Source organism: Streptomyces griseomycini (genome assembly GCF_014203535.1).
Classification (GTDB): Bacteria; Actinomycetota; Actinomycetes; order Streptomycetales; family Streptomycetaceae; genus Streptomyces; species Streptomyces griseomycini.
In genome coordinates this window covers 285,917-297,973 of sequence record NZ_JACHJI010000005.1, presented here as the reverse complement: position 1 = coordinate 297,973, position 12,057 = coordinate 285,917, and the positions used below count along the sequence as shown (strand labels likewise).

General features: G+C 73.4%; 7 protein-coding genes and 1 pseudogene. 3 read left to right on the top strand and 5 right to left on the bottom strand.

Going from position 1 to position 12,057, the window contains the following annotated elements:
* Positions 1-188: 188 nt before the first annotated feature.
* From FHS37_RS15900 to FHS37_RS15880, 5 genes are all read right to left on the bottom strand, one after another.
* Positions 189-1,547, bottom strand: coding sequence for an MFS transporter (locus FHS37_RS15900; RefSeq protein WP_184821616.1), 1,359 nt, complete (start codon positions 1,545-1,547; stop codon positions 189-191).
* A gap of 159 nt (positions 1,548-1,706) precedes the next feature.
* The gene (locus FHS37_RS15895) at positions 1,707-2,738 is read right to left on the bottom strand and encodes a hypothetical protein (protein ID WP_184821614.1); all 1,032 of its coding nucleotides are present in this window, start codon (positions 2,736-2,738) and stop codon (positions 1,707-1,709) included.
* Positions 2,739-2,955: 217 nt separating this feature from the next.
* Positions 2,956-3,360: a RidA family protein gene (locus FHS37_RS15890; RefSeq protein ID WP_184821612.1), complete on the bottom strand. Its 405-nt coding sequence runs from the start codon at positions 3,358-3,360 to the stop codon at positions 2,956-2,958.
* Between the two features lie 282 nt (positions 3,361-3,642).
* Entirely contained in the window at positions 3,643-6,234 is a 2,592-nt protein-coding gene (locus tag FHS37_RS15885) for an MXAN_6230/SCO0854 family RING domain-containing protein (protein WP_184821611.1), read from the bottom strand.
* Between the two features lie 604 nt (positions 6,235-6,838).
* Positions 6,839-7,396 carry a TetR/AcrR family transcriptional regulator gene (locus tag FHS37_RS15880; RefSeq protein WP_184821610.1) on the bottom strand — a complete coding sequence of 186 codons (558 nt, stop codon included), beginning with the start codon at positions 7,394-7,396 and terminating at the stop codon, positions 6,839-6,841.
* Between the two features lie 268 nt (positions 7,397-7,664).
* Between FHS37_RS15880 and FHS37_RS15875 the strand changes: the two genes are divergently transcribed.
* The 3 genes and pseudogenes from FHS37_RS15875 (at position 7,665) to FHS37_RS15870 (ending at position 12,007) form a co-directional block, all read left to right on the top strand.
* Positions 7,665-8,537, top strand: a complete 873-nt coding sequence (locus FHS37_RS15875; protein WP_184821609.1) for an SGNH/GDSL hydrolase family protein — start codon at positions 7,665-7,667, stop codon at positions 8,535-8,537.
* Positions 8,538-8,765: 228 nt separating this feature from the next.
* A pseudogene (locus FHS37_RS41050) lies at positions 8,766-9,107 on the top strand (DUF6185 family protein); the annotation flags it as partial.
* 812 nt (positions 9,108-9,919) lie between these two features.
* A complete protein-coding gene (locus FHS37_RS15870; protein ID WP_311136966.1) occupies positions 9,920-12,007 on the top strand; it encodes a cellulase family glycosylhydrolase in 2,088 nt (695 codons plus the stop codon).
* Positions 12,008-12,057 lie beyond the last annotated feature (50 nt).

Sequence of the window (12,057 nt, the reverse complement as noted above, 5' to 3'; positions counted from 1 at the left end):
CGCGGTGATCGGCCGCCGCTCCCGTCCCGCCGACGCGGTCGCGGCGGGAGAGGTGGCACTCGACGGTGGTCCGGCGGTCGTCCACCGCCCGGCGTCGTTCGCCCGCGGGAGCGGAGGGACGCCCGCGGGCCCCTCGGCTCCCCGTCCCGGCACGGGAGACGCTCTGCAGCCGCCTCCCCGCACACGCTTCAGGCCCCGGGAAGCCGGTCCGGTGCCGTACGGCCCACGGCGGGCTCGGGGTCGGCGGACGCCGCTTCCACCGCGCCCTGTCCGGCGGCCTCGCCCGTGCGGGCGGCGCGGCGACGGCGGGCGTCCTCGTCGGTCCGCGCGTCGTAGGTCAGGAGCTTCGGCAGTGCGGTGGCCAGCAGACCCACCGAGACCACACAGGCGAGGCCGCCGGTCCAGAAGGCCGGCCGGGTTCCGGTCCAGCCGGCCATCGCGCCCGCGCGGACCTGGCCGAGCTGGGGACCGACGCTGTACGACAGGACCTCGATGCCGGCCAGCCGGCCGCGCAACTCGTCGGGGACGGTCTGGTTCCAGATGGTCGAGCGGCCCAGGCCGCTCAGCATGTCCCCCGCACCGGCCAGCCCCAGGCACACCAGTACCAGCCAGACGTCGGACAGCCAGCCGGCCGCCGCGATGGCCAGTCCCCAGCCGGCCGCGCCGCACACCACGAGCAGCCCGTGCCGCCGTACCCGGGACACCCAGCCGCTGGTCAGGCTCACCAGTACCGAGCCGACCGATCCGGCCGCGTACATGAGCCCCAGCGACCAGTCGGCGTCCAGCTCGTCGGCGAGGAAGGGGAAGATCGTGTTCGGGAAGGCGAAGAACATCGCCGCCAGGTCCACCGCGTAGGTTCCCAGCAGTACCGGTCTCGACCAGGCGTACCGGGCGCCCTCGGCGATGCCGCGCAGCGACGGCCTGCCGGCGTTCTCGGCGGGCGGCGCGGGCGAGAGGCGCAGGCACAACAGTACCGAGACGGTGAAGCAGACCACCGTCGTCGCGTAGGCCGGGGCGTTGCCGGCGTAGGCCACGACCAGGCCCGCCAGCGCGGGTCCTGCGATCGCCCCGGCCTGCCAGCGCAGCGCGTTCAGCGCGGCCGCCGCCGCGAGCTGGTCGTGCGGCACGATCCGGGCCAGCAGTGAGTCCAGCGCGGGCCGCTGGAGCCCGGCCAGCGCAGACACACCGGCCGCCACCACGTACAGCGGCCACAGCAGTGGTTCCGGCAGCATCGCGTTGACCAGCAGGACCACCGCCAGCAGCCCCAGCCCGGCCTCGGTGAGCAGGATGACCCTGCCCCGGTCCACCGCGTCCGCGAGCGCCCCGCCGTACAGCCCGAAGACCACCAGCGGCACCAGCTCGACCGCGCCCATCGCGCCCACCGCGAGCGGTGACCCGGTCAGCTCCTTGATCTGGAGCGGCAGGGCGACCAGTGCCATGAAGCTGCCGAAGTACGTGATGAGTCCCTGCACCCACAGGAGCCGGAAGTCACGGGAGGAACGCCAGGGCGAGAGGTCGGGCAGCACCGCGGAGAACTTGGAGATCACGACGGGCCATCCTCCGTCGGCGCGGGCACACGGCGCAACCTCGTGTCGAGCCGCCCGGCACCGACCGCGGCGTCGGGACGGTGCCCACGTTGCCCCTGGTCTCCGCGGCGGGGGGCCACGGCGCGTCGGGGCCGGGCCCGTCACCGCGGCCGAGCAGGCCTACTGGATGCTCCAGCGGTGCGGATGACCGGGCTCTTCCGGGCAGGCGAAGACGTTGAGCTCGCCCCAGCGGCCCACGGTGACCCCGGTCGGCGTGGCGGACCGGTGCCGGGGCAGGTCCTGTTCCTCCAGGGGCTTCCAGCTGCCGCTGCCGCCGTCCCATTCCGAGCTGTCGACGGTCAGCAGCAGGCGCATCGGTGCCGAGCAGGTCCGGCAGTTCACGGGGGACGGGTCGGTGACGTGCCAGGAGGCGAAACCGCCGACGCGCCAGCCCGGCGGGATGGACAGGTCGTACTGGTAGCCCACCGGCATCGCGGCGTCTTCGTCCGCCGACTGCTCGGCCTCGTCCTCCAGCTCCTCCTCCCAGGCGTCGATCCGGGCGCACAGGGCCTCCGGGAGGAGGCCGGCGAACGGGTAGGTGACCACTTGCTCCGGGTGCAGTACGCACGGTTCGGGCACGTATCCCTCGGAGCCGACGACCTGCGGCTGCGGCGGCGCGGTCATCACCTCGGCGACCTCCCACGACCGGCGCCGGCGCAGGTCGAGCAGCAGGCCGTGGCCGGTCGGACCGTGTGCGTCGAAGGGGCACCAGAACACCTGGAGCAGATCACTGCCGTCCGGCCCGGCCGGCAGGTCGGGGATGTCTCTCGCGTAGAGCTGGGCAAGGCCGATCAGTGGCAGTGGACCGCGCGCGGCGGCTTCTGGGACGCGGTGTCTGCGGCCCAGTCGCTCCAGCAGCCGCCGTTCCTCGTCCGTGGGGCCGGGATCCGGTTCGCGGAGCCACGCGGAAGCCAGGATCCGCCGCTGTTGGTGGATGTCCGCCGGACGCCGGCCACGCGCGTGGCTGTGGGGCTCGGTGCACACCGGCCAGGGTTCGTCCGCCGGCCACAGCAACGGGCCGCCCACGGAGCTGTCCGCCACGTCCGGGCGGCCCGGGCGCGGGTGGAGCCGGGTGGTGGTGCCCCGGTGGGCCGACAGCTCCGGGAACAGCGCCTCGACATCGAGCGGGCGCGGCGGTGTGGTCCTCGACATGCGCACGACCTTAAGGCAGCCGCCGGCCGGCACGTCGCGGCGCTCCGGAGGCGACCGCCTCCTCGTCCCGCACGGCCGGCTTCCGGATGCGGACGGCCTCCGCGGCGGAGGCGCCGGAGCGGGGCGGCCGGGAGGCCGCCCCGCCGACCGGCCGGTCCTTCGGAGGCAACCCTTCCAGGAGGGCGGGCCGTGGAAGGCCCCAGGGCACGAAGACCCGCTACGGGCGTACTGCCACCGCGTCCACCTCGAACAGCATTCCCGGCAGCGCGAGCGAGGCCACGCCGCTCAGCGTCTGGGCCGGCAGCCTGTCGCCGAAACGGGCGTGCAGCGCCTTGCCGAGGATCTCCAGTTTGCCGAGGTCGTGGTCGACGACGAAGGTACCGAGGCGGACCACGTGTTCATAGCGAAGGCCCACCCCCTCCAGCGCCGACCGCAACCGGTCGAAGGCCAGGTCCACCTGGGTCGCGAAGTCACCGGGGACCGGAGCGCCGGTGTCGTCGGACGCGTACTGGCCACCGATGAAGACGAGTTCGCCGGGTGCCGAGACCGCGTGGCTGTAGCCGAACGGTGTCGGGTCATGAAGGGCGGGCGGATTGGTGATGGCGCGCTGATCGTTCGTCATGTCTGTTCGAACCCCCGCACCGACTCGTCCATTCCGGGAGCGTCGTGCCGATGCCGGTCAACGGCCGAAGCGCGGGAACGCCGAGCGGGCCCGGCCCTCGCGGGTGACGGACGGTCCGGTGCTCCGGCAGCCGGGGCAGGCCGGTGCCGTGCGGGCACCCGCGGCCGGTCGAGGACAGCTTCCGGGGCCCGCAGGGCCGGTGCCGGACGGCGCGCTCCCGCCTCCGCACGACGGCCGTACCGGCAGCGGCCGGAATCCGGCGGCCCCTCCCCCGGCGCCCGTTCACTCGAGCTCGGCGACCATGTCGCCGGCTGTCACACGGATCAGGGCCTCCGAGACCTCTCCGGGGCCGGGGAACAGCCGGTAGAGGGTGCCCGAGGCCCGTGCCGGCCCGACCGTCCCGTGGACCGTCGCCAGGAACACCCGCCTGCCGGACGCGAGTTCGGCCGCCGCCGCGTCAGGGTCGGGGTGCGGGAGGTGCTCTTCGCCGTCTTCCCCGGAAGACACCCTGGCGGCGAATGCGGCCGCGTCCTCGTCCGGCCGCCGCCGGTACCGCAGCAGTGCGGGCTCCGGCTCCCGGGAGATCACGGCCACCTCGGCGGAGCGCGCCGCCGCTCGCCAGACCGCGAGGTCCCACAGGGTGGTCCGGCTGCCGGAGCCGAACTGCTCCCACAAGTCCCGAGCCACGGCGGCCAGCACGCCACCGCCGTGCGAGCCGATGCTCTGGAAGCCGCCCGTGGACGGCAGGTGGGTGTCCGTCCACAGCGTCCTGCGACGGCCCAGGTCCACGATCATCGGCAGGCACACCTGCGAGTCGCCCGCCAGGTCGAAGCGCTGGCGGACCGTGCGCGGATCGTAGGAGGCGTCCCGCGGACCGTGCGCGGGCAGTGCCATGAAGCCCGAGAAGGCGTCCGGCAACTCCTCGAACGGCACGTTGTTGTAGCTGAAGACCAGCGGGACGGCGTACACGTCCCCCCGCTCCGCCAGCCGTTCCAGGTCCAGGTCCACGTACTCGGTGGCGCCCCGCGGCGCCGGGGCGGACGTGAGGTCGCCGGAGTGGACCGCGGCGTCCTTGCCGTGCACCAGGCCGGTGTAGTCGCACAAGCCGGTGAACTTCCACTCCGCGTCGAAGAACGCGACGGAGAGGTCCAGGTCCGTGCGGTTGCCCGGTGGTTCGGTCCAGTGCAGGAACAGCCGCAGCACCGCGCCCTCGGGCAGGTTCTGCATGCTGCCCCGGGGCACCGCGACCAGGGCCTTGGCGGTGGACCGCTCGGTGAACGGCACGGTGAGGTCGGCCAGGCCGGTGTCCAGCACCGCCAGTTCGTACGGCTCCCCGGCGGCGAACCGGCGCAGCACCTCCGCCTGCAGCAGCGTGACCGTCGCCGTCACCAGCCCGGCGGGCAGTGGAGTCCGTCGCTCCGGAACGGCCAGGGCTCGGGTGACTTCCCCGCGGGGGAAGAACACGCGGCGGCGGCCGGCGCGGTCCTCGGCCCGCACCCGCAGTGCCCCGAGCGCCGACAGCAGCGGGCCCGGACCCACCTTCGGCAGTCCGCGCAGGAGGGCTTTCTCGAGCTCCGGTTCGAGGGCCTCGGTGGTGTGCAGGCGCAGCAACTGGTCCAGGCGGCGCACCAGTTCGCCGGGGCGTTCCCCGGCGAGGGCCGCGGCTGCGCCGGCGTCGCCCTCGGCCACCGCCTGCTCCAGCCGGCCGGCCCAGGTGGCCGGACGGATCCGGGTGCCGTCCACCCGGACGGCGTCCGGGTGGACGGCGGCCGTCTCCAGCAGGGCGGCGCCGAACGCGGTGCCGGAATCCACCGCGGTGCCGCGCAGCACCGCGAAGGCGAGGGCGGCGCGCGGGTGCCGGGCGTGATGCTCGAAGGGGTGCAGGACCTCCGCGGCCCGCTTCCACGCCGTGGGGTGCCGCAGTACGTCCTCCACCAGGTACGGCGTCGGCAAGCCGTCGAGGACCGAGAGCAGTTCGCGGCGCAGCGGGCGCGGCGGGCTCGTGAAGCGCGACGGCGTCACCAGTCCGGCGTCACCGCCGGAGAGCACGGTGAGCAGCCGCAGTACGTCGGTGGCGGTGGTGAGCCGCTCGGTCAGCAGCTTCCGCACCGACAGGCCGTCCGGCGCCTCGCGCACCAGCGCGCCCAGCACCGTCGCCTTGGTCTCCCGGACCGGGATGTCCTGCGGCAGCAGGCCCCGGCCGACCGGAGTGAGGGGCAGCAGCGTCAGCAGGTCGTCGCGGTCCTGCGGGGACAGCGGGGTGCGACGGGCCAGCAGGGTGTCCACCACGGCGGTGGCGTCGGCGGCCCGGTCGGTGCCCAGGCGCAGCAGGCGCAGCGGGCCGGGCACCGGCGCCTTGGCGGCGCCGACGGCACGGACCGGCCTCAGGAAGGGGTCGTCCGCGTCGATCCGGCGGTGACAGACCGGGCAGCCCGCGTAGTCGGATCCGTCCCAGCACAGTCGGCACACCAGGTGCGCGCAGGGCGATACGGGGAACACCGTGCGCGCCTCGCCGCACAGCACGCACGGCTGCTCCGGCTGCTGCAGCAGGAAGGCGAAGACCCGGTCCACGTACAGCGCCTCGGTGTTCCGCGGCACGGTGCGCGGGAAGCGGCGGAAGAGCGGGACGTGGCTGCGGTCGGAGCCGAGCAGGCCGTCGGCCAGCCCGACCAGGCGCGCGTGCGCGGCCGCCAGTTCCTCGGGGGCCAGTGAGCCGAGTGCCGCGTGCAGTCGGGGGGAGAGGACGTGACCGCGGGCGAGCAGTTCGGCCTCGAGCCGGCGCAGTGCCGGTCCTGTTCCCCCACCGGACGCGGACGTCCCGTCCACGTACACGGTCTGGACACGGCGCAGCAGTACGGACTCGGCAGCGAGCAACAGGGGATCCCCTCCACGACGATCCGGGGGCGGAAGAACGGGGGCGGAGAGTGGGCGCGCTGGGTCTTTTTGCAGAAGGTGAGAAGGATGCACGCCGGGGAGCCGCCCCCGTTGCCCCTGATCCCATCACGGACGGGCGCGAGCACCAAACGAATAAACGACCGGCACGGCGTCGGCCGGCACCGTCCCCGCGTGATCGCTCCGCTCTCTGCGGCATCGGCGCGCTCGCGCGTCCGGACCCGGTGCGTATCCTGCGTGGCCCGGGGCTCGACCTGGTCGTCACCCTGCAGTGCCGGACCGGAGGGTCTCGGTGCCCCAGGTCACGGCCGCGCACGCCGACGCCTGATCAGCGACTTCACCGACGGCACCTCCGGTGGCCTGGACGCCGATGCCGACTTCGTCGGCATGGTGCGCTCGGCGACGCCCGGAACTGCCGGACGCCTCCGACGCCGTCCCGCCATCGGGCCGCCGTTGCCCGGTCGGTGTCCAGGCGGGCGGTCACCGCGGTGTCGCCCGGTCCCTCGGCGCAGGCCGGAACGGTCCGCGCTCGCTTCGCCGGAGACGGGGAACGGCTCACGTGGCGGGACGAGGCCTCGGGACCGGCTCACCCGCTCCGAGGGGTCAGCACCCCTTGGAACAGGGCGCCGTACCGTGACACCAGTTCCGTGCGGTCCGTCCGGAGCAGGCCCTCGTCCCCGGCCACCCACAGCGCGTACAGCAGTCCCCCGGCCAAGGCGGCCGCCATGCGCGCGCGGACGTCGGCGTCGGGACCGGACAGGCGGCGGCGCAGTGGCGCGATGAAGACGTGCTCGTGCGTGTCGCGCAGGCGCTCGTGGATCTGCGGTTCGTTGCTGCCGCGCACCAGGGCCAGGAACACGCCCCGCGCAGGACCGTCGAGTTCGACGAGGAGTTCGGCGAGCCGTTCCCCCAGATGCTCCAACGGCGCGTCGAGCAGTGGCTCGTCGTCGATCGTCAGGTGCATCGTCTCCAGGAACAGGAGTTCTTTGCTCTTGAAATGGCGGATCACCAGCGCAGGATCCGTGCCGGCCGCCGCCGCGATCTGACGGACGGTGGTCCTGGAGAAGCCCTGATCCTGGAACAGCCGGGCAGCGGCTGAGTGGATGGCCTCGCGGGTCGTGGTACGAGAGCCGGTCTGCAGCATGCGGGACAGGATAGGGGACCTGCTGCTTCGCAACTGCGGGTTCGCACGTACGCGGGGCGGGCCGGACGCCTTTCGTGAGCCTTTCGAGAAGTTCGGTCAACAATGTTGACTCCCCGTCGGGGGGCCTGCACATTACCTGACGGTAGAACCACTCGGTAACCGCGCAGTCCGGCACTCCCCCACGCTCGAGCCGCTCCGTTCCCGCCGTCGACGCGCCCGGCGGGCCGCCGCACCGCCGCTCCGCACCCACCCCGAGAAGAGGGACCCCATGCCGAAGCACACCCTCCGGAATGTCATGACTACATCATCCGCGCTCGTCGGTGCGCTCGCGTTCAGCCTCACCGGCGGCGCCGCACACGCCTCCACGTCGCTGGACTACGTCGCCCTGGGCGACAGCTACAGCGCCGGCTCGGGCGTGCTGCCCGTGGATCCCACCAACCTGCTGTGCCTGCGCTCCACCGCGAACTACCCCCACGTGATCGCCGCCCGGACGGGCGCCCGCCTGAAGGACGTGACCTGCGGCGCCGCCCGGACGAAGGACTTCACCGAGTCGCAGTACCCCGGGGTCGCACCCCAGGCGGACGCACTCGGCGCGGACACCGACCTGGTGACGCTGACGATCGGCGGCAACGACAACGGCACCTTCGTCAACGCCCTGACGGCCTGCGGCACCGCCGGCGTCCTCACCGGCGGCAAGGGCAGCCCCTGCAAGGACACCTACGGCACGTCCTTCACCGACCAGATCGACGCGAACACCTACCCCGCGCTCCGGTCCGCCCTGCGGACCGTGCGTGCCAAGGCGCCCAACGCCCGTGTGGCGGTGCTGGGTTACCCGTGGATCACACCCGCCGAGGCCGACCCGTCCTGCTTCGTGAAGCTGCCGGTCGCCGCCGGTGACGTGCCCTACGTACGCGGCATACAGGCACACCTCAACGCGGCCGTCGAGCGCGCCGCCGAAGAGACCGGCGCCACCTACGTGGACTTCTCCCGGGTGTCCGAGGGCCACGACGCGTGCAAGCCCGGCGGCACCCGTTGGATCGAACCCCTCCTCCTCGGCAACAGCCTCGTCCCCGTCCACCCCAACGCCCTCGGGGAGCGGCGCATGGCCGAGCACACCATGAGCGTCCTCGGCCTGAGCTGACGGCGGCGCGCTTCGTCCTCGACGGCCGGGCTGTCCCGCACCGCGTTCCAGACCGGCCGGGGCGTGCCGCCCCGCACCGCCGTTGTGCTCGCGCACTCCGAGGAGGAGGGAGTCCTCTCCGCCCGTCGTCGGGTCGTACTCCAGCACCCCTCCGGGCCGAACACCTCGCGGTGCGCGTCACGGTCCGGTTCGACGGTGCGGGTGCGCGCGGTCTCGCTCCGCGTGCGGATGCCGAGGACGGGCCCGGGCCTCGTCGGGAATGGCGCGGGCGCCCGGTACGCCGTCCCCGTCCCCGCGCCCCTCGCAGACTCGCCGGCCCGGGTGCACGCGCTGCCCGGTGACGCGCTCAGCGGCACGCCGCACGAACCGTTCGGGCTTCCCGAGGTGGCCTGGTCCGTCGCTCCCCGGGTGTTCGCCTTCGCCTCGGCGGGCTTCCCCCACGGCGCGCCGCGGCACCGGCCGCCCGGCCGACGTGGTCCGGTGAAGGCGTTGCCCCTGGCCGCCGCGTACGCCGTGCCGGTCGGCCTCTTCGCCGTCGGCAACCATCTGCTCGGCGAGGAACGGGACGCCCTCGTTCTCGCGTCGGTGGCCCGGTCGCCTTCTCGCCGCCCTCGCCCCGGTGGTGGACGCCGTGCTCCTGCTCGGTCGCGGAGACGGAAGTCCGCAGGCCGTCGACGCCGGCCGACGCCCGTTCCCCGCGACGCGTCCCGCCGGCCCGGCTCCTTCGGCTCCCCTGTCCGCTCGGGCCACGGCCGGCGTCCCGCCGACCACCGCGCCGCCGCCTGCTCCGGGCCGCACCCCGGGCACGTCGCCGTCCGCGGCACGGACCGCGACCGTCGCCACGGAGGCGATCGGCGGTGCCGGACGTCCGAGCGTCCCCGCAGTCGCCCCGGGCGGCAGTCCCCGCAGACGCGGTCATCCGGCGAGGCCAGGACGCTGCCCCGGAGGGCACCGCGCGGTACCGGCGCAGAGAGCGGACCGGCGGCCACCCGGTGGAGCGCCGGTGGGACACGCGCGCGTCCGGCGCGCGGCAGCAGCAGGTTCTCCGGCCCGGCCCGGACCAGCTCGGCCGAGCCTCCGCACCGCCTCCCGGAACGCGGCCTCCCGGAACGCGGCCTCCCGGACCGGGGCCGGCGGTGGGACAGGCCAGGTTCCCGCTCGTCCGCTGTGGCGGAGCGTCGCAGAGGGCCATCCGGTGCCGTCCGGGCGGTTGACAGCTCCTGGGACGCCTGGCTTCATGAACAACGCATACATGGGAGCGCTCCCACCTTCGTACGTGCTTCTCGTTCGGCAAAACGACAGAAGGGCACACCGTGGGACAACCATCAGCACGGAGCCGACCCCGTGGTCCGCTCCGGCGCGTCAGAGCCCTGCTCACCGCGGTGCTGGCCGCGGGGCTGTTGTCGGCGGCCGGGCCCGCGGCCTGGGCGGCCGACCGGCCGGCTGCCGCGCACGCCGGCACAGCCGCCGCGCCGAAGGCGTCCGTCGCCGCACCCGGCGACGACTGGCTGCACACCGAAGGCAACAAGATCGTCGACGCGAACGGCGACGAGGTCTGGCTCACCGGCGCCAACTGGTTCGGCTTCAACGCCACCGAGCGGGTCTTCCACGGGCTGTGGTCCGGCAACATCACCGACATCACCAAGGCCATGGCCGACCGGGGCATCAACATCGTCCGCGTCCCCATCTCCACCCAGCTCCTGCTGGAGTGGAAGAACGGCCAGGCCACCGTCCCCAGCGGCGTCAACGCCTACGCCAATCCCGAGATCGCGGGCAGGACCTCCCTGGAGGTCTTCGACCACTGGCTCGACCTGTGCAAGCAGTTCGGCATCAAGGTCATGCTCGACGTGCACAGCGCGGAGGCCGACAACTCCGGCCACGTCCACCCGGTGTGGTGGAAGGGCACCATCACGTCCGAGGACTTCTACACCGCCTGGGAGTGGGTGACCACCCGCTACCGCGACGACGACACCATCGTCGCCGTGGACGTCAAGAACGAGCCGCACGGCACGGCCGGTACGAGCCCGCGCGCCAAGTGGGACGGCTCGACGGACCAGGACAACTTCAAGCACGTCTGCGAGACCGCCGGCAAGCGGATGCTCGCCGTCAACCCGAACCTGCTGGTGCTCTGCGAAGGCATCGAGATCTACCCCAAGGCCGGTGCGGACTGGGCCTCCACCGTCCCGACCGACTACCACTCGACCTGGTGGGGCGGCAACCTGCGCGGCGTCCGCGACCATCCCGTCGACCTCGGCGCGCAGAGCGACCAACTGGTGTACTCCCCGCACGACTACGGACCGCTGGTCCACCTCCAGCCCTGGTTCACCGGCGACTGGAACCGCACCACCCTCGAACGCGACGTCTGGGACCCCAACTGGCTCTACCTCCACAAGGAGAACAAGGCCCCGCTGCTCATCGGGGAGTGGGGCGGCTTCCTCGACGGCGGTCCGAACGAGAAGTGGATGACCGCGCTGCGCGACCTCGTCGTCGAGCACCGCATCCACCAGACCTTCTGGTGCCTCAACCCCAACTCCGGTGACACCGGCGGCCTGCTGCTGAACGACTGGGAGACCTGGGACGAGGAGAAGTACGCCCTGCTCGAGCCCGCCCTGTGGCAACACGACGGAAAGTTCGTCAGCCTCGACCACGAGGTCCCGCTGGGCGGCGCCGGAAGCACCACGGGCATCAGCCTGAGCGAGGTCCACGACGGTCCGGGAGGTCCGGAGGACACGCGGGCACCGACCGTCCCGAGCGGACTGACCAGCACCGCGAAGACGTCGACCAGCGTCTCGCTCTCCTGGACGGCGTCGACCGACAACACGCGCGTGACCGGGTACGACGTCTACCGGGGCGCGACCAAGGCGAACGCCGCGCCGGTGAGCGGCACGACGTACACCGACACCGGCCTCTCGCCCTCCACGGCGTACGGCTACACCGTCCGGGCCCGGGACGCGGCGGGCAACGTCTCCGCCCCCTCGGCGACGCTGAACGTGACGACGGAGTCGTCCGACACGCCGTCCGGGGCGGTGAGGGTGCGGTACAAGAACAACGACGCGTCCGCGACGGACAACGCCATCAGGCCCTCGTTCCAGGTGGTCAACACCGGCGGCTCCGCCCTCGACCTCGGCACCGTCTCGATGCGCTACTACTTCACGCGGGACGGTTCGGCCGCGGTCAGCGCGTGGTGCGACCACGCGGCGGTGGACTGCGCGCGGGTGAAGCTGCGCGTCGTGCCGCTGGCCACGCCGGTCACGGGCGCGGACGCGTACCTGGAGGTCACCTTCACGGGCGGCTCGCTGGCCGCGGGCAGGGACACCGGTGACATCCAGCTGAGGATGAGCAAGGCCGACTGGTCGAACTTCGACGAGACGGACGACCACAGCCGCACGACGGCCACCGCCTACGCCGACGCACCGGCCGTCCCCGCGTACACCGGCGCCGGCCTCGCCTGGGGCGCGCCCCCGGCCTGAGCCACCACCGCGCGACGCACGACAGGACCTCCGGAACAGGACGTGTCCCG

Excerpts from the sequence above, each read along its gene's own strand:
- FHS37_RS15895 (WP_184821614.1), bottom strand. The coding sequence starts at position 2,738 with ATGTCGAGGACCACACCGCCGCGCCCGCTCGATGTCGAGGCGCTGTTC.
- FHS37_RS15880 (WP_184821610.1), bottom strand. The coding sequence starts at position 7,396 with ATGCTGCAGACCGGCTCTCGTACCACGACCCGCGAGGCCATCCACTCA.
- FHS37_RS15890 (WP_184821612.1), bottom strand. The coding sequence starts at position 3,360 with ATGACGAACGATCAGCGCGCCATCACCAATCCGCCCGCCCTTCATGAC.
- FHS37_RS15875 (WP_184821609.1), top strand. The coding sequence starts at position 7,665 with ATGCCGAAGCACACCCTCCGGAATGTCATGACTACATCATCCGCGCTC.